The organism is Phenylobacterium haematophilum, from assembly GCF_014196295.1.
GTDB lineage: Bacteria > Pseudomonadota > Alphaproteobacteria > Caulobacterales > Caulobacteraceae > Phenylobacterium > Phenylobacterium haematophilum.
The window spans coordinates 232,342-248,580 of sequence record NZ_JACIDK010000005.1; the positions used below are offsets into that span (position 1 = coordinate 232,342).

17 protein-coding genes are annotated in these 16,239 nt (G+C 67.3%); 9 read left to right on the forward strand and 8 right to left on the reverse strand.

The features are described 5' to 3' along the window. Positions 1–77: 77 nt before the first annotated feature. Both mnmE and GGQ61_RS17015 read right to left on the reverse strand, forming a co-directional pair. Positions 78–1,412 (reverse strand): tRNA uridine-5-carboxymethylaminomethyl(34) synthesis GTPase MnmE, encoded by a 1,335-nt coding sequence (mnmE, locus tag GGQ61_RS17010; protein ID WP_183775432.1) that lies wholly within the window; start codon positions 1,410–1,412, stop codon positions 78–80. After that, the gene (locus GGQ61_RS17015) at positions 1,409–1,660 is read right to left on the reverse strand and encodes a DUF6489 family protein (RefSeq protein WP_183775434.1); all 252 of its coding nucleotides are present in this window, start codon (positions 1,658–1,660) and stop codon (positions 1,409–1,411) included. Before GGQ61_RS17015 ends, mnmE begins: the two co-directional genes overlap by 4 nt. 193 nt (positions 1,661–1,853) lie before the next feature. Between GGQ61_RS17015 and GGQ61_RS17020 the strand changes: the two genes are divergently transcribed. Continuing rightward, complete coding sequence (locus GGQ61_RS17020) at positions 1,854–2,549, forward strand: dienelactone hydrolase family protein (protein ID WP_183775436.1); 696 nt, start codon at positions 1,854–1,856, stop codon at positions 2,547–2,549. 9 nt (positions 2,550–2,558) lie between these two features. Continuing rightward, positions 2,559–3,530, forward strand: a complete 972-nt coding sequence (locus tag GGQ61_RS17025) for a quinone oxidoreductase family protein (RefSeq protein WP_183775438.1) — start codon at positions 2,559–2,561, stop codon at positions 3,528–3,530. A 157-nt stretch (positions 3,531–3,687) separates the two neighbouring features. Here GGQ61_RS17025 and rho read toward each other — a convergent pair whose 3' ends face one another. From rho to hemE, 4 genes are all read right to left on the reverse strand, one after another. Continuing rightward, positions 3,688–5,118 carry a transcription termination factor Rho gene (gene rho, locus GGQ61_RS17030; protein ID WP_183775446.1) on the reverse strand — a complete coding sequence of 477 codons (1,431 nt, stop codon included), beginning with the start codon at positions 5,116–5,118 and terminating at the stop codon, positions 3,688–3,690. A 415-nt stretch (positions 5,119–5,533) separates the two neighbouring features. Further along, positions 5,534–5,995 (reverse strand): CopD family protein, encoded by a 462-nt coding sequence (locus GGQ61_RS17035; RefSeq protein ID WP_183775448.1) that lies wholly within the window; start codon positions 5,993–5,995, stop codon positions 5,534–5,536. Between the two features lie 27 nt (positions 5,996–6,022). Continuing rightward, a complete protein-coding gene (hemH, locus tag GGQ61_RS17040; protein ID WP_183775456.1) occupies positions 6,023–7,051 on the reverse strand; it encodes a ferrochelatase in 1,029 nt (342 codons plus the stop codon). After that, positions 7,048–8,079, reverse strand: a complete 1,032-nt coding sequence (gene hemE, locus GGQ61_RS17045; RefSeq protein WP_183775458.1) for a uroporphyrinogen decarboxylase — start codon at positions 8,077–8,079, stop codon at positions 7,048–7,050. Before hemE ends, hemH begins: the two co-directional genes overlap by 4 nt. Positions 8,080–8,592: 513 nt before the next feature. On the opposite strand from hemE, the gene GGQ61_RS17050 reads away from it, so the two are divergent. The 5 genes from GGQ61_RS17050 to dnaQ all read left to right on the forward strand — a co-directional run bounded on the left by GGQ61_RS17050 (position 8,593) and on the right by dnaQ (position 12,390). Further along, positions 8,593–9,435, forward strand: coding sequence for a pyruvate, water dikinase regulatory protein (locus tag GGQ61_RS17050; RefSeq protein ID WP_183775460.1), 843 nt, complete (start codon positions 8,593–8,595; stop codon positions 9,433–9,435). After that, the gene (locus tag GGQ61_RS17055; RefSeq protein WP_183775462.1) at positions 9,432–10,028 is read left to right on the forward strand and encodes a Maf family protein; all 597 of its coding nucleotides are present in this window, start codon (positions 9,432–9,434) and stop codon (positions 10,026–10,028) included. Before GGQ61_RS17050 ends, GGQ61_RS17055 begins: the two co-directional genes overlap by 4 nt. After that, positions 10,025–10,867: a shikimate dehydrogenase gene (gene aroE / locus GGQ61_RS17060; RefSeq protein ID WP_183775464.1), complete on the forward strand. Its 843-nt coding sequence runs from the start codon at positions 10,025–10,027 to the stop codon at positions 10,865–10,867. Before GGQ61_RS17055 ends, aroE begins: the two co-directional genes overlap by 4 nt. Positions 10,868–11,027: 160 nt before the next feature. Continuing rightward, entirely contained in the window at positions 11,028–11,651 is a 624-nt protein-coding gene (gene coaE, locus GGQ61_RS17065) for a dephospho-CoA kinase (RefSeq protein ID WP_183775466.1), read from the forward strand. Positions 11,652–11,682: 31 nt separating this feature from the next. Further along, positions 11,683–12,390 (forward strand): DNA polymerase III subunit epsilon, encoded by a 708-nt coding sequence (gene dnaQ / locus GGQ61_RS17070; RefSeq protein ID WP_183775468.1) that lies wholly within the window; start codon positions 11,683–11,685, stop codon positions 12,388–12,390. Between the two features lie 9 nt (positions 12,391–12,399). Here the strand turns inward: dnaQ and GGQ61_RS17075 are convergent, their stop codons facing one another. After that, complete coding sequence (locus GGQ61_RS17075) at positions 12,400–13,263, reverse strand: cation diffusion facilitator family transporter (RefSeq protein ID WP_221221084.1); 864 nt, start codon at positions 13,261–13,263, stop codon at positions 12,400–12,402. Positions 13,264–13,612: 349 nt separating this feature from the next. Between GGQ61_RS17075 and cml the strand changes: the two genes are divergently transcribed. Next, the gene (gene cml / locus GGQ61_RS17080) at positions 13,613–14,809 is read left to right on the forward strand and encodes a CmlA/FloR family chloramphenicol efflux MFS transporter (RefSeq protein WP_183775472.1); all 1,197 of its coding nucleotides are present in this window, start codon (positions 13,613–13,615) and stop codon (positions 14,807–14,809) included. A gap of 51 nt (positions 14,810–14,860) precedes the next feature. On the opposite strand, the gene secB is transcribed toward cml, so the two are convergent. Further along, on the reverse strand, positions 14,861–15,358 hold the full coding sequence (gene secB, locus GGQ61_RS17085; protein WP_183775474.1) for a protein-export chaperone SecB: 498 nt from the start codon (positions 15,356–15,358) through the stop codon (positions 14,861–14,863). Positions 15,359–15,509: 151 nt separating this feature from the next. On the opposite strand from secB, the gene timA reads away from it, so the two are divergent. Next, on the forward strand, positions 15,510–16,121 hold the full coding sequence (timA, locus tag GGQ61_RS17090) for a TIM44-related membrane protein TimA (RefSeq protein WP_183775476.1): 612 nt from the start codon (positions 15,510–15,512) through the stop codon (positions 16,119–16,121). The last annotated feature ends 118 nt before the right edge of the window (positions 16,122–16,239 follow it).

The window sequence follows — 16,239 nt, forward strand, 5'->3', positions numbered from 1 at the left end:
GGATTCCGCTGGCGGAGGCATGGGTGTTTCACGTGAAACAACGCGGACGAGCGGCGGCGTTTCACGTGAAACAGAAGCTACTTCCCTATGCAGAAGCTGGAGAACACCCGGTCCAGCACGTCCTCGGGGTCGATCCGGCCGGTGATCCGGTCCAAGGCACGCCCAGCAAGGCGCACATCCTCGGCCGCAAGTTCGAGATCGTCTTCCAGCAACAGGGCGCGATTGAGCCGTTCCAGCGCTTCGGAAAGCAGCTCGCGGTGACGCAGGCGCGTCGCCGTCGGGAGTTCTGCGCCGGCCAGGGCATCGACGACCCGATGCTCCAGGGCCATCAGCAGCGCGGAAATATCGTCAGGTTTCCAAGCGCTGAGCCTAATAACCTCAACATTGAGCGCCCGCGCTTCGACCAGGGCATGGCCAGTCTCGGCCCCCTGCACGAGGTCGGCCTTGTTGATCAGGCATAGATCGTGCGGATGCAGCGTCGGCACGGTCGCCGCCGCGTCGCTGGCGCCGTCCACCACCCAGATCCGCAGGTCGGCGTCGTTGGCCCAGGCCCGCGCCCGGCGCACGCCTTCAGCCTCAATCTCGTCGCGGGTGTCGCGCAGGCCGGCGGTGTCGGCCAACAGCGCCTTGTACCCCGCAAGCCGCATCGGCACTTCGATCACGTCGCGCGTGGTGCCCGGCGTGGCGGTGACGATCGCCGCCTCACGTCCGGCCAGTGCGTTGAGGATCGTGCTCTTGCCCGCGTTCGGCGCTCCGACCAGGGCGATGCGGAAGCCCTCGCGCACCCGCTCGCCGCGCTTCACGTCGGCGACGGCGTGTTCCAGCTCGCCGATCAACGACGCCAGTACGGGTCTGGCCCGGGCCGCGACGTCGGCCGGAACCTCCTCGTCTGGAAAGTCGACCGCGGCCTCGAACATCGCCAGGGCTTCGATCAGACCTTCGCGCCAACGGGTCTGAGCCTGGCCGAGCGCGCCGCCCAGCTGGTCGAGCGCCTGGCGCCGTTGAGCTTCGGTCTCGGCCTCGATCAAGTCGGCGACGCCCTCGGCCTGAGCCAGATCGAGCTTGCCGTTCTCGAAGGCGCGGCGCGTGAACTCTCCCGGTTCGGCCAACCGAAGCCGCAGGTCTGCCAACGCTTCCAGCAGACCGGCGACCACGGCCGGCCCCCCGTGCACGTGAAACTCCGCAGCGTCTTCGCCCGTGTAGCTGGACGGCCCCTCGAACCAAAGGACGAGGGCCTGATCGATCGCCCGCCCCTGCCCGTCACGCAGGACGCGCAACGTCGCCTCGCGCGGTCGCGGGAGCTTTCCAGCCAGCGCCTTCACCGCCGCGCCGGCGCCTGGGCCGGACAGGCGAACGACCGCGACCGCCGATCGCCCAGCGGCGGTCGCGGGCGCGAATATGGTGTCGGTCATTTGGAGCGCGAAGCGCCCATGCCGACATCAACCGCGGCGTTCATCAGGTTGCGGAACTGCTCCTGAGCCCCGACTCCGAACGCGGTCCAGTTCTTGATAAGCTCGTCCGGCGACAGCATGGCCATGTTCGCCGTCATGCGCTTCTGCATCTCTTCGACGAGTTTGTCGTTGAGACCCGTCACGTCCGGCAGGCCCAGAAAGGCGCGCGCCTCTTGGGGCGAACAGTCGATTTCAATCGTCATCTTCATTCGGATAACTCTACAGCCGACGTAATGCTTGACCACATTGTTATGAGCCTAGCCCGGACAAGGGCGCCACCTCCAGCCGGCCCTTAGTCAAGTCTACTCGCAAAAGTGAGCGTGCTGTGCGCGCGGGAACCGGTATCCACATGCTGCAGCGCCGCGCATAGGCGCCGCATAACTATTCAGACGGGAGTTACCGATGGGTGAGACCACCACCATCAAGACCGACGACGGCCAGTTCGCCGCCTATGTGGCGCGACCGAGCAACCCGAAGGCGCCGGCCATAGTGGTCATCCAGGAGATCTTCGGCGTGAACGCGGTGATGCGCGGCGTCTGCGATGAGCTGGCCGCGGCCGGCTTCCTGGCGGTTTGCCCGGACCTGTTCTGGCGGATCGAACCGGGCATCGACATCACCGACCAGTCCGAGGCCGAGTGGAAGAAGGCCTTCGAGCTTTACAACGCATTCGACATCGACGCCGGCGTCAAGGACATCGCCGCGACCATCGACCACGTACGGGCGCTACCCGAGGTCAACGGCAAGGTCGGCGCGGTCGGCTTCTGCTTGGGCGGCCTGCTGGCTTATCTGACCGCGACCCGCACGGATGCGGACGCCTCGGTCGCCTATTACGGCGTCGGCATCGAGAAACATCTCGTCGAGAGCGAGAAGCAGGCCCATCCGCTGCTGATGCACATCGCCGAGGAAGATCAGTTCGTGCCGAAGGAAGCCCAGGCGCTGATCCTCGCGCAGCTGAAGAACCACCCGCAGGTCGAGATCTTCACCTATCCCGGCCGTGACCACGCCTTCGCCCGCCAGGGCGGCGAGCACTACGACGCCGCCGACGCCAAACTGGCCAGCGGCCGCACCCTCGCCTTCTTCCAGCAGCACCTCGCCTAAGGTCCGGCCATGAAAGCCATCCAGTTTGAAACCACCGGCGGCCCCGAGGTCCTGGGCGTCGTCGAAATCCCCGCGCCCATCGCCGGACCGGGTCAGGTCCTGGTCAGGCAGCAGGCGATCGGCATCAACTTCATCGACACCTACCATCGCTCGGGCCTCTATCCGGTGAAGCTGCCGTCGCGGCTCGGGATGGAAGGCGCCGGGGTCGTGGAAGCGGTCGGCGACGGCGTGACCCGCTTCAAGGCCGGCGACCTGATCGCCTACGCCTCAGGACCGCTCGGCGCCTACGCCGAGTATCATGCGGTCGCTGCTGATCGGGCCGTCGCTTTGCCGGCCGGGGTCAGCGCCCAGGTCGGGGCCGCGGCGATGCTGAAAGGCATGACCGCCGAGTTCCTGATCCGCCGCTGCTATCCGGTGAAGGCGGGCGAGACGATCCTGGTCCACGCCGCGGCCGGGGGCGTCGGCTCGATCCTCGTCCAGTGGGCCAAGCACATCGGCGCCACGGTGATCGCCACCGCCGGCTCGGCGGAGAAGGCGGAGCGCGCGACGTCTCTCGGCGCCGACCATGTCATCCTCTATCGCGACGAGGACGTGGCCGCGCAGGTGCGTGAGATCACCGGCGGCGCCGGCGTGCCGGTCGCGTATGACTCCGTCGGCGCGGCGACCTTCGAGGGCACGCTCAAGAGTCTGGCGCGGCGCGGATTGTTCGTCAGCTTCGGCAATGCTTCGGGCCCGGTTCCGCCGTTCGCGCCGGCACGGCTGCAGCAGTCCGGCTCGCTGTTCTTCACCCGGCCGACCATGGGCGACTACCTGGCGACCACGGCCGAGCTGGACGAGAGCGCGGCGGCCCTGTTCGGGGTCATCGCCTCGGGCGCGGTGAAGATCGACATCGGCCAGACTTTCAAGTTGGAAGAGGCGCAGCGCGCGCATCAGGCCTTGGAAGGCCGCGAGACGGTCGGGGCGAGTTTGCTGATCCCGTAGGCTCGAGTTCCTCCCCTTCCGGGGGACAGTTGGTAGCTTCTCGCCCGGACACGCCGAGCGTTCCACGTGAAACACGATTAGAGTCATAGGCTTAGCGCAAAAAAGGGGGCCCGCGTCGCCGCGAGCCCCTTTTTCATATGCGCTAAGGCTAAAGGCCCTAGGTGTTCATCGACTGGAAGAAGTCTTCGTTGTTCTTCGACTGGCGGAGCTTGTCGAGCAGGAACTCGATCGCGTCCTGGGCGCCCATCGGAGTGATGATCCGGCGCAGGATGAACGACTTCTGCAGGTGCTCCTTCGGGGTGATGAGGTCTTCTTTCCGGGTGCCCGACTTGATGACGTCGACGGCGGGGTAGATCCGCTTGTCGGCGACCTTGCGGTCCAGGATGATTTCCGAGTTACCGGTGCCCTTGAACTCTTCGAAGATGACTTCGTCCATCCGGCTGCCGGTGTCGATCAGGGCGGTGGCGATGATCGTCAGCGAACCGCCTTCCTCGATGTTCCGGGCGGCGCCGAAGAAACGCTTCGGGCGCTGCAGGGCGTTGGCGTCGACACCGCCGGTCAGCACCTTGCCCGAGGACGGGACGACGGTGTTATAGGCGCGGCCGAGGCGGGTGACCGAGTCCAGCAGGATGACCACGTCGCGCTTGTGCTCGACTAGGCGCTTGGCCTTTTCGATGACCATTTCGGCGACCTGCACGTGGCGGGTGGCGGGTTCATCGAAGGTCGAGGACACCACTTCGCCGCGGACGGTGCGGCGCATGTCGGTGACTTCTTCCGGGCGCTCGTCGATCAGCAGGACGATCAGGTAGCACTCGGGGTGGTTGGTCTCGATCGACTTGGCGATGTTCTGCAGCATCACCGTCTTACCGACCCGCGGCGGGGCGGTGATCAGGCAGCGCTGGCCCTTGCCGAGCGGGGCGACGATGTCGATGACCCGGCCGGTGCGGTCCTTCAGGGTCGGGTCCTCGATCTCCATCTTCAGACGCTGGTCCGGATAGAGCGGCGTCAGGTTGTCGAACAGGACCTTGTGGCGGACGTTTTCCGGCGCTTCGAAGTTGATCTGGTCGACGCTGACCAGGGCGAAATAACGCTCGCCCTCACGCGGGGCGCGGATGCCGCCGTCGACGGTGTCGCCGGTGCGCAGGCCGAACTTCCGGATCTGCGAGGGGCTGACATAGATGTCGTCGGGGCCGGAGAGGTAGTTGGCTTCCGGGCTGCGCAGATAGCCGAAGCCGTCCTGCATGACCTCCAGCGTGCCGGAGCCGGAAATCTGCACGCCTTCCTCGGCCAGAGCCTTGAGGATCGCGAACATCATGTCCTGCTTGCGCATGGAGTTCGCGTTCTCAATCTCCAACGTCTCAGCGAAGGACAGCAGATCGGCGGGCGACTTGTCCTTCAACTCCTGGAGGGACATGCGAGTGAGGCCCATGGCGGCGATCGCCTGGGCGACCTCCGAGGGGCCTTCGTCGTCTTCGTCCTCGGTTTCGGCGCCGGCTTCAGCCTGGGCGGTTTCCAGCACCGGCGTTTCGGTGGCGTCGGTGGTTTCGACCGGGGTTTCCTCGGTCGGGGCGGGGGTGTCTTCGCTCATGATTCAACTCTGGTGGTCCCAGCGGAGCCGAACGGACTTCGGGCGCCGGGGGAATCGCAAATGGCGCGGGGAGCGCGCCGATGAATTTTTCTAGGACCGGGCCGCGGCGGCTGGTGTTCAGCGCGCGGCGCACGGGAAAAGGCGGGGCGTGGCTTCGCGGCGCGACTCCACGTGCGGTCAGCGGAACCACATGCCGGGCGGCGGGTCAAGCGTGGCCTGGGATCGCGCGGTCCGCTGTCGCCTCTCCGTAGGTCTTCCTCGGCCGCGTTAGCCTGACGGAGATCCATATGCGTCGGCGCTATTCGTCGAGGACGGAGTCTATGGATGGCCGGGACCCGTCGGCCCGGCCATGGAAGGCATGGGACCTCTCCCGGTCTTCGGCGGCGCCTAAACCGGGATCACCAGGCAAATAGGATCAGCGCTGGCCGAATTGAAGGGTCACGGCGAGGACCGCGACGACAGCCGCCAGAAACGGCAGTTCGTTGGTGGCGCGCCAGAACTTGGCCGACTTCGGACGCTGGCCAGCCAGGAACTTCTTGTACGAGCCGGCCAGGAAGCCGTGCCAGCCGGAGATGAACAGCACCGCGGCCAGTTTCACGATCATCCACGGCTGCAGCAGGAAGCCCCAGCCCTCGCCCACCGCATAGACGTGATAGAGGATCAAGCCGATCCCCAGCACCCAGACGATGATCATCGCCGGATTGATGATGATCTTCAGGAGCTTACGCTCCCAGACCAGGAAGTTCTTGTCGAACTCGCTGCCGGGAGGCGCGGTCTCGGTGTGGTAGGCGTAGAGCCGCGGCAGATACATCATGCCGGACATCCAGGCGATTACGGCGATGATGTGCAGGCCGCGCAGCAGGTCGAAATGGTTCATCGCAGGCTCCCCCTAGCCCAGTCTACACTAGCTCGATCTGCAAGCGCATTTGCCATAGGCGGCCGGACAGCGCCACGTCCCGAACGGCGCCGGCGCCCCGCCACGATCTAGCGCCTCCAGCGCCGCGGCCGCCAAGGCATCGATCAATGCGCCGTCGACGGTCGGGGTGGGCGCGCGCAGATACGGCGCGCAGCCCAGCGTCTGGGCCAATTCCGCATACTCGTGATCGAGCTCGACCAGCGTCTCCACGTGCTCGGAGACGAAGGCGATCGGACTGACCAGCACGCCCTTGCCGTCGACGGCGGCCTGGCGGATGGCGTCGTCGGTGGACGGACCGATCCATTTCAACCGGCCGACGCGGCTCTGGTAGCAGACGCTCCAGTCCGGCAGCTCGGGCAGCAGGTCTGCGACCGCCTGGGCGGTGGCCTCGACCTGGGCCTGGTAGGGATCGCCGCCCTTGATGACCTTTTCCGGCAGGCCATGCGCCGAGAACAGCAGCCGCACGTTGTCGGGTCGGCCCGCCTTCAGCCAGGTCTGGCTGATGGCGCGCGCGTGGGCCTCGACCAGACCCTGAGCGGTCGGATAGCAGCACACCACGTGGCTGGCTCCCGGGCCGCGGTAGGCGCGAGCCCAGTCCTTCAGAGACGAGGCGCTCGTCGTGGTCGAGAACTGCGGATAGAGCGGCAGCAGCACCAGCTCGTCCGGCGCGAATTCGGCCACCTCCGCGGCGGTCTGGTCAGCGAACGGCTTCCAGTAGCGCATGGAGATGAAGACGCGGGTCTCCAGGCCGGGCCGTGCGGCCGACAGGGCGGCCTGCAACGCGTCCGCCTGCCGCCGGGTCTCGGGCAGCAGCGGCGAAGCGCCGCCCATGATCGCGTAGTTGGCCTTGGCGGCTTCCTCGCGCCCGGAGGCGATCATCTTGGCCAACGGCAAGCGCACGATCCCCGGCAGCGTGATGATCGCCGGGTCGCTGAACAGGTTGGTGAGGAACGGCTTCACCGCCTCGGGACCGTCAGGTCCTCCGAGGTTGAAGAGGACGACGGCCAGCTTAGTCACTTGCCAGTCACCCTGCGGATCGTCCGCTCGATATGCTCGATGGGCGTATCGGGCATCACCCCGTGGCCGAGGTTGAAGATGTAGGGCCCGCCGTTCCACTGCTCGATCAGCGCATCGACGCGCGCATCGAGCGCCGGGCCGCCGGCGCGCAGCAGCAGATTGTCGAGCGCGCCCTGAATGGTTTTGCCGCCGGCCTGGATTTGCCTTCCGAGGGCGGCGGTCGCCTGGGTGTCGAGCGCAACCGCCTGGACCGGGACCCTGGCCGCATAGTTGGCGACCTGGGCGCCGGCCCCGCGCGGGAAGCCGATGAACGGCGTGTCGACCCCGGCGGCGCGGACCTTCTCGATGATCGCCGTGTGCGGCGCGATGACGATGCGTTCGAACATGTCCTCGGCAAGGCTTTCCGCCCAGCTCTCGAACAGCTTCAGCACCTGGGCCCCGGACCTGGCCTGCATGACCAGGTAGCGGGCGGTCGACTCGACCAGCACATCCAGCAAAGCGTCGAGTTTTTCGGGATTCTTGTAGGCGTAGGCGCGGGCGGCCTCGCGCTGGGAGCCGCGGCCTTCGATCATGTAGGTGGCGACGGTCCACGGCGCGCCCGCAAAGCCGATCAGGGCGCGTTCGGGCTCAAGCTCGGCGCGGACGCGGCTCAGGGTCTCGCCGATCGCCGAGAGCCGGCCGGTGGACGCCTCGATCTGATCGGCCAGGGCCTCGATCGGCGGCAGTTCACCGAGCCGCGGGCCTTCGCCGGCCTCGAACCAGACGTCCTGGCCCAGCGCCCGCGGGATCAGCAGGATGTCGGCGAACACGATGGCCGCATCCAGCGGGAAGCGGCGCATCGGCTGCAGCGTCGCCTCGGCGGCCATTTCCGGATTGTGGCAGAAGGCGATGAAGTCCCCGGCGCGGGCCCGCAGCTCGCGGTACTCGGGCAGAGAGCGGCCAGCCTGGCGCATGAACCAGACCGGCGGCCGATCGAGGGTTTCGCCCGCGAGCGCCCGCAGCAGGCGCGGTTTTGAACTTTCCGACATGGCCGTCGTTAAACCGGCTTCGGACGCAAGGCTCAAGCCCGCCTGCCCTTCTTCTTCATATCTAAGATTCTTAAATTGGAAGTGGAGTTAGAGGTTGGCCCTTGGAGAAGTGGGGACAACTTCCTCCGGCCATACCGCGCCAACCCCTTTTCAACAAGGCGATCGGCCGTTTCCCAACATGGTTAAGCCATACCTGTGAGTTACGGGGAAAACCGCTGAACCCCAGGCGGCGTTTACCTTTCGTTAAAGGGTTAACAGGGAGTTAACGATGACGAACGCGAGTCATCAAAACCGCCCTGGAAACCGACCCTGTTCATACTTTTTTAACCAGCGGAGCCGTGGACGGGCCGGGCGCAAACCCGGGGGGTTTTCCCGCCCGTACACAACCGGCTGAGCGGCGCGCCAGCTATTCCCCAAAACGGTCCGGCTTCGTTAAGAAGGTTTCGACTCTTTCGTCCCCAGCTTTGCGATCCCCGCCCAGCAGATTCCTCTTTACGCGCCGGCAAAGGCTCCATGACCCGCTTTGCGACCTACTTTCACGTCCACCTGGTCTCGGACTCCACCGGCGAGACGCTGAACGCGATGGCGCGGGCGGTGTGCGCCCGGTTCGAGAACGTGCTGCCGATCGAGCACATCTACGCGCTGGTGCGTTCGCCCCGGCAGCTGGAGCGGGCGCTGACCGATATCGAGGAAGCCCCCGGCGTGGTGATCCACACCATTGTGGACGATCAGCTGCGCACGGCGCTGGAAGAAGGCGTGCGGCGGCTGGACATGCCGTGCATCGCCGCGCTCGACCCTCTGGTCTCGTCGCTGCAGCGTTATCTCGGCGCCTCGATCAGCCGGCGGGTGGGCGTGCAGCATGCGCTGGACAACGACTACTTTAACCGCATGGACGCGCTGAACTACGCGATCGGCCATGACGACGGCCAGGGCGGCCAGGACCTGGAGCAGGCCGACGTGGTCCTGGTCGGCGTCTCGCGGACGTCGAAGACCCCGACTTGCATCTATCTGGCCCACCGCGGCGTGCGGGCGGCGAACGTGCCGCTGGTGCCGACCCGGCCGCCGCCGGAAAAGCTGTTCGAGCTGAAGAACACCCTGGTGGTGGGACTGACCATCTCGCCCGACCGGCTGATCCAGATCCGCCGCAACCGGCTGCTGAGCCTCAAGGAAGATCGCGAAAGCAGCTACATCGACATCGAGGCGGTGCGCGAGGAGACGGTGAAGGCGCGCCGGCTCTATGAACGTCAGGGCTGGCCGGTGATCGACGTCACACGTCGGAGCGTCGAGGAGACGGCCGCGGCGGTGCTGAACCTGCTGCACGGCGGCCATGGCCAGGTCGAGGTGCTGGGCGGATGAGCGAGCCGATTATTCTGGCCTCGAAAAGCGCGGCGCGGCGCGCGGTGCTGACCGGGGCGGGCGTGCCGTTCGAGGTCGCCGTGGCCGGCGTCGACGAGGACGCGGTCAAGACCTCGATGCTGGCCCACGGCGCGACCCCGCGCGATGTCGCCGACGCCCTCGCCGAGATCAAGGCGGTGAAGATCTCCGCCGGCCGTGCCGGCTTTGTGATCGGCTCGGACCAGACATTGGAATTCGAGGGCCGGCTCTACGACAAGGCCGCGACGCTGGAGGCCGCGCGCGAGCGGCTGGCGACCATGCGCGGCAAGCCGCACAAGCTGCATTCGGCGGTGGTGGTGGCCAAGGACGGGGCGCCGATCTGGCGCGAGATCGTCTCGGCGACCCTGACTATGCGCGACTTCTCCGACGCCTTCCTGGACGAGTACCTGGCGCTCGAGGGCGAGGAGATGCTGGGGTCGGTCGGCTGTTACCGGCTGGAAGGGCCCGGGGCGCAGCTGTTTGCGAAGATCGAGGGCGACTATTTCGCAATCCTCGGCCTGCCGCTGATGGGCCTGCTGGACCTGTTCCGTCGGCACCAGGTGCTGACGCCATGAGTATTTCCGGCGCGACGCGGGTCGCCGGCGTGGTGGGGCGGCCGATCGCCCACTCGATGAGTCCGATCCTGCATAACGCGTGGCTGGCGGCGGCGGGTATCGACGGCGTCTATGTGCCGTTCTCGACGCAGCCCAGTCGGTTCACGGCCTTCGCCGAGTCCTTGCGCGGCGGGACGGTGGCGGGACTGAACGTCACCCTGCCGTTCAAGGGCGAGGCCCTGGCCGTGGCCGACGAGGCCAGCTTCCGGGCCCGCAGCGCCGAGGCCGCCAACCTGCTGGTGTTCCGCGAGGACGGGACGATCTTCGCCGACAACACCGACGGGCTCGGCATGCTGGGCGCGTTCGCCGACCAGGCGCCGGGCTTCGATCCCAAGGCCGGACCGGTGGCGATCCTGGGCGCCGGCGGCGCGGCCCGTGGCGCGGCGGCGGCCTTTGTCGAGGCCGGCTGTCCGGACGTGCGGATCGTCAACCGCACCCTGGCTAAGGCGCAGGAGATTGCGCAGCCGCTCGGCGCGCAGTCCCTGCCGCTGAGCGAAGCGGCCTCGGCGTTCGACGGCGTCGTGGCGGTGGTCAACGCCACCTCGGCCGGACTATCCGGGTCCACGGGGCTCGAGGTTCCGCTGGAGGCGACCCCGGCGGGCGCGGTGGTCATGGACATGGTCTACAAGCCGCTGAAGACCGCGTTCCTGGCGCAGGCGGAAGGGTTGGGGCGGCGAACGGTCGACGGCCTCGCCATGCTGATCGGCCAGGCGGTCCCGAGTTTCGAGTATTTCTACGGCCAGCCTCCGCCGCGCGACGTCGATGTGCGGAGCTTGGCGATCAAGGCGTTGGGGCTGTGAAACCTATTGGATGTCATGCCGGCCGCAGCGAAGCGGAGAGCCGGGACCCATTATCGCTCTGTAGGAAAGGCTTGCGCGACATCGGCCGACATCTGGTGTTCATGGTTCCCGGTCTTCGCCCTTTGGCCGAAACCCGGATGACACTTATTGCGAGGATTGCATGCTCATCATCGGCCTGACGGGCTCAATCGGCATGGGCAAGTCCACGACCGCCCAGATGTTCCGCGAGGCGGGCATCCCGGTCTACGACGCCGACGCGGCGGTGGCCGATCTTTACGAGAAGGGCGGTGCGGCGGTCGCCCCGCTGGAAGCGGCGTTTCCGGGTGTGACCAAGGACGGCGCCGTCGACCGTGAGGCCCTGCGCCAGCGCGTGCTGGGCGACGACGAGGCGATGGCCAAGCTCAACTCCATCGTGCACCCGCTGGTCGGCGCCGATCGGGTGCATTTCTTCAAGGCGGCGGAAGCGGCCGAGGCCGACATGGTCGTCCTGGACATCCCCCTGCTCTACGAAACCGGCGGTCACGCCAACATGGACGCGGTAGTGGTGGTCTCGGCGCCGGAGGCCCAGCAGCGCGAACGGGTCCTGGCTCGGCCTGGCATGACCGCCGAACGCCTCGACGCCATTCTCTCGCGCCAGTTGCACGACGCCGAGAAGCGGGCGCGCGCCCATTTCGTCGTCGACACCGGTCGCGGCCTGGAACCGGCGCGCAAACAGGTCAGCGAGATCATCGCCACCATGCGCGATCCACAGCGACGTCCAGCTCGCGACAAGGCGCCGGGTTGAAGGCTGGCGCGAAGCAGCCGAAGTAGTTCCCATGGCGCGTGAGATCGTTCTCGACACCGAAACCACCGGCTTCGAGCCGCACCTCGGCCACAAGCTCGTCGAGCTCGCCTGTCTCGAGATCGAGGACTACCTGCCGACCGGGCGCAGTTTCCACGTCTATATCGACCCCGAGCGCGACATGCCGCCTGAGGCCGAGAAGGTCCACGGCCTGTCGGCGGCGTTCCTGCGCGGCAAGCCGAAGTTCCGCGACAAGGAAATCCACCAGGAGTTCCTCGACTTCGTCGGCGACGCGCCGATCATCGCCCACAACGCCACCTTCGACCGCACCTTCGTGAACTACGAGCTCGAGGGCCTCGGCCTCGCCGGCATTCCCGAGGAGCGCTGGATCGACACCCTGGCCCTGGCGCGCAAGCGCTTTCCGGGGATGCACAACTCGCTCGACGCGCTCTGCAAGCGCTTCAAAATCTCGCTCTCCGAGCGCGAGAAGCATGGGGCGCTCATCGACGCCCGGCTGCTAGCGGCGGTCTATCTCGAGCTGAAGGGCGGCCGCGCCCTCACGCTTGAACTGACCACCCGCGAAATGACCGCGCATGCCGTCGCCGTCGCCAAGGCTGCGGCCTATGGCGCGCGCCCCCGTCCCCTGCCCTTCCGCTCCACCGACGCCGAGCGCGAGTTGCACGCCAAGTTCGTGCGCGAGGTCGTGAAGAGCGAGGAACTCTGGGGCAAGTTCGGGCTCTAGGCACGCGTCTCAGATCCATCGCTCGTCGGCCGTGAAGTCGACGGTCAGCCAGTAGCCGGGATTGAGCCCGCCCATCGCCAGGGCGATCTCGCGCCGTATGGTGTCGAGCTGTTCGAAACTCATGGTCGTCTGGCCCGACGGGGCGACGAAGCCGATCTCGATGAACTGCTGGCGGCCCGAACGGACCACGTGCGAGCTGAAATTGGAGAAACCGTATCGGGCGGCGACCTCGGCGGCGAGCTCGCGAACCTGCTGGTCGAGCTGGGTCGGCGCGATCATCAGGATGTCCTGGCTGGCCCGCCACAGGGTGAGGGCCGGGAACGGCGCCAGGCAGATCGCGACGATCACCAGGATCATCGGATCGACATAGGGGGTCATCCATTCCGCGCCGCTGCCGATGAGCGCCCTGCCGATCAGGAAGCTGAGGCACAGCCCGGCGCTGAGCACGCCGCCCATCAGCCAGGAACGCGAGTCCACATCGAGCATCTGGGAACTCAGGTGACGCGCCGAGCTGCGCACATATGCGAACATGCCGAAGCTGAGCGCGCTGCTTAGGCCGGCATAGACCGCGCCGAGCCCGAACTGCACGGAGCGGCCGCCGGCCAGCAGGCCGTTCAGCCCGTCGAGGAACGCGTAGACGCAGGCGAAGCTGAGCACCAGGCCGTTGAGCAGGGCGAGCATCGGTTCGAGGTGCCAATAGCCGTACTGGAACCGGCGATCGTCGCCGCGGGCGATCAGCCGCACGATGAGCAGGGCGATGGCCGTCATCGCCGCGTCGATGAGGTCGTAAAATCCGTCGAACGTCACCGACTTCGAGCCGAGCCACAGGCCGAACCCGATGCTGGCGACGGCGAAGACGATGGTCGTGGCCATCGAGGTCGCGAGCAGCCGCTCCTCCCTGGCCGAAGGGTGCGGGGCCGAAGGGCGTGGCGTGGAAGACGGCGTCATGCGGCAAGCGCACCTGTAGCTCAACCCGGGCGAGGAAAGCCCAACCGCGCGCCGGCGTCGAGAGTGAGCAGAGGCGCCGTCGAACGGCGGTGCGGCGCTTGCGCTCGGCCGCACGGGGTCCTAGCTAGGCGACGCTCCTCGAACGGAGGCCCGATGAAGTCCGCAAGCAGGTAGGCCGCAACAACACCCCTTCGTTGTTGCGGCGGTCGACACCCCAGCTCCAGAGCCATGGCAGGCCGCCGCCAAATCTCCCGATTTGAGTGGATGCAAAGTCATGCCTGGTTCCAAAGCCAGACCCTGGGACTATTCCCTGCCCGCCGCCCTGATGCTGCTGGCGCCCTTCGACATCCTGGCCTCGCTGGCCATGGACATCTATCTGCCGGTCGTTCCAGACATTCCCGGCCAGCTTTCGACGACGCCCGCCGTCGTACAACTGACCCTCAGCCTCTACATGGCGGTGCTCGGCCTGGGGCAACTCGCCTTCGGGCCGTTGTCGGACCGCATCGGCCGGCGGCCGGTGCTGCTCGGCGGCGCGCTGCTGTTCGTCGCGGCCAGCCTGGCCCTGGCCCTGAGCGACGCCGGGCCGGCGTTCGTCCTTTGGCGCGTGGTCCAGGCGGCGGGCGCCTCGGCGGCCCTGGTCGCCACCTTCGCCACGGTGCGCGATGTCTATGCCCAGCGGCCCGAGGGCGCGAGCATCTATGGGACGCTGGGGGCGATCCTGTCGTTCGTTCCGGCGCTGGGACCGATCGCCGGGGCGTTGATCGCCAAGGGCCTTGGGTGGCGGGCGATCTTCGCCGTGCTGGCGGCGCTGATGACTGGAGCAGTGCTGCAGGCCGTCCGCCGCTGGCCCGAAACCCGGCCGGAGGTCAGCCGCGGCAAGGGCCCGACGCTCGCCGCGATCCTGCGCAGCTATGGATTCTGGACCTACACGCTCGGCTTCAGCGCAGCGATGGGGACGTTCTTCGTGTTCTTCTCGACCGCGCCGCGGATCCTGATCGGCCAGGCGAGTCTCTCGCAGCTGGCGTTCAGCATCGCGTTCGCCTCGGCGGCGGGGATGATGATCCTCGCCTCCCGGTTCGTCGGGCGGGCCGTCGCGCGCTGGGGAACGGCCGGGAGCCTGGCGCGCGGCATGGGCCTGCTGATCGTCGGGGCGGCGCTGCTGGCGGCCGGTCAGGTCTGGGCCGAGCCGTCGATCTGGACGCTGCTGGCGCCGATGTGGGTCATGGCTGTCGGTATGGTGCTGGCGGTCGCGGTCTGCGCTAACGGGGCGCTGGCGGCGTTCGGTGCTGCGGCGGGAACAGCGGTGGCGCTCTATTTCGCGATTGAGAGCGTGATCGTCGGCGTGCTGGGCACGGCCGCGGTCATCTGGCTGGACGGCGACAGCGCTTGGCCGCTCGCCGCCTACGCTGCCGGCATGGCGCTTCTGGTGCTGGGAATGCTTGGCGCCAAGCATTCGAGGCGCCGGGCCTAGGGGCCCTGCGAGGGGGATGGCCCGGGCCGTCCCCCTCCAAATTCGTCGCCGTTAGGCGTTGCCGATGGTCTCGCCGCCCATGCCCTGGGCCTTGCGCGCGGCGTAGACGCCGGCGAAGTCGATCGGGTCGAGCATGAAGGGCGGGAAGCCGCCGTCCGAGGTCACCGAGGCGATGATCTGGCGGGCGAACGGGAACATGAAGCGCGGGCACTCGACCAGCAGCACCGGCTCGAGGTCTTCCTGGCTGACGCCGGAAATCTGGAACACGCCGCCGTAGAGCAGTTCGACGTGGAACACCGGGCCGTCTTCGCGTTCGGCGCGGGCCGACAGCTTCAGGTCGACCTCGAACAGACCGTCCTCGCGGCCGCGGGCGTTCATTTCGACGCCCATTTCGATCTGCGGCTGGGTGGCGTTCTGGGCGCGCAGGGTCTCCGGCGCGCGCGGGTTTTCGAACGACAGGTCACGGATGAACTGGGCGAGGATGCGGATGCCGGGCTCGGGGGCGCCCGCACCGTTGGTCTCGGGGCCGGCGGCGTCGGTATCGGTCATAGTCGGGAAAATCCGGTTGGTGGACGCGCATTCACGTCCTGTTGTGGCCTGGGCTGCTATCATGCGCCCTATGCCATGGCAACGTCGCCCCTGACGTGGGCGTTACGCTGTCCTATATTGAAGATTACGTTCGTTCCGTGAGCCTGAAGAATTGCAAGTCCTCGAACTGATCATTTTCGCCGGCCTGGCCGGAGTCGTGCTGTACCAGCTCTATGCGGTGCTGGGCCGGCGCGTCGGCCGCCAGCCTGAGGACACCCAGGCTGCCGATTCCGTGGCGGCGAGCGCGCGCCAGGCGCCGGCCATGGATCAGATCGACGACGGCGTCGACCTGACCGGCCTTCCGGCGATCAAGCATCGCGACCCCTCGTTCGACCTGTCGCGCTTCCTGGGCGGGGCCAAGGGCGCCTACGAGATGGTGGTGCGGGCCTTCGCCGGCGGCGACCGCGAGACCTTGCGCAACCTGCTGGCTCCCAACGTGCTGGCCAGCTTCGAGAGCGCGATCGACGAGCGCGAGGCCCAGGGCCGCAGCGAGTCCGTCGAGTTCCTGCATCCGCCGCGGGCCGACATGGAGCGGGCTGACCTGCACGGCGAGACCGCGCAGATCACGGTCCGGTTCCTGGCCGAATTCCGCAGCCGCACCAAAGGCCCGGAAGGCGAGGCGGTGGACGATAAGCGGACCGCCGAGCTGTGGACCTTCGAACGCAGCCTCAAGAGCCGGGACCCCAACTGGCTGCTCGTCAACGTCGCCGCCGCCGAAGCTTAAGCACGGTGAAAGCCGAACGGCGGCAAGGGTTTGTTAACCCTTACGCCGTTTTCCCGCCCCTAACGCAGGACTATGAAGAGGAAGCCGGCGCGCCTTGCGCGTCGGGCGTCTTTGAGTT

What these genes read in the sequence shown, in the direction of transcription:
- coaE (WP_183775466.1), top strand. Translation starts at nt 11,028, where the DNA reads ATGCTCATCATCGGCCTGACGGGCTCAATCGGCATGGGCAAGTCCACG.
- aroE (WP_183775464.1), top strand. Translation starts at nt 10,025, where the DNA reads ATGAGTATTTCCGGCGCGACGCGGGTCGCCGGCGTGGTGGGGCGGCCG.
- GGQ61_RS17055 (WP_183775462.1), top strand. Translation starts at nt 9,432, where the DNA reads ATGAGCGAGCCGATTATTCTGGCCTCGAAAAGCGCGGCGCGGCGCGCG.
- GGQ61_RS17035 (WP_183775448.1), bottom strand. Translation starts at nt 5,995, where the DNA reads ATGAACCATTTCGACCTGCTGCGCGGCCTGCACATCATCGCCGTAATC.
- hemE (WP_183775458.1), bottom strand. Translation starts at nt 8,079, where the DNA reads ATGTCGGAAAGTTCAAAACCGCGCCTGCTGCGGGCGCTCGCGGGCGAA.
- GGQ61_RS17015 (WP_183775434.1), bottom strand. Translation starts at nt 1,660, where the DNA reads ATGAAGATGACGATTGAAATCGACTGTTCGCCCCAAGAGGCGCGCGCC.
- dnaQ (WP_183775468.1), top strand. Translation starts at nt 11,683, where the DNA reads ATGGCGCGTGAGATCGTTCTCGACACCGAAACCACCGGCTTCGAGCCG.
- rho (WP_183775446.1), bottom strand. Translation starts at nt 5,118, where the DNA reads ATGAGCGAAGACACCCCCGCCCCGACCGAGGAAACCCCGGTCGAAACC.
- cml (WP_183775472.1), top strand. Translation starts at nt 13,613, where the DNA reads ATGCCTGGTTCCAAAGCCAGACCCTGGGACTATTCCCTGCCCGCCGCC.
- GGQ61_RS17020 (WP_183775436.1), top strand. Translation starts at nt 1,854, where the DNA reads ATGGGTGAGACCACCACCATCAAGACCGACGACGGCCAGTTCGCCGCC.
- GGQ61_RS17025 (WP_183775438.1), top strand. Translation starts at nt 2,559, where the DNA reads ATGAAAGCCATCCAGTTTGAAACCACCGGCGGCCCCGAGGTCCTGGGC.
- secB (WP_183775474.1), bottom strand. Translation starts at nt 15,358, where the DNA reads ATGACCGATACCGACGCCGCCGGCCCCGAGACCAACGGTGCGGGCGCC.
- GGQ61_RS17050 (WP_183775460.1), top strand. Translation starts at nt 8,593, where the DNA reads ATGACCCGCTTTGCGACCTACTTTCACGTCCACCTGGTCTCGGACTCC.
- GGQ61_RS17075 (WP_221221084.1), bottom strand. Translation starts at nt 13,263, where the DNA reads ATGGCCACGACCATCGTCTTCGCCGTCGCCAGCATCGGGTTCGGCCTG.
- mnmE (WP_183775432.1), bottom strand. Translation starts at nt 1,412, where the DNA reads ATGACCGACACCATATTCGCGCCCGCGACCGCCGCTGGGCGATCGGCG.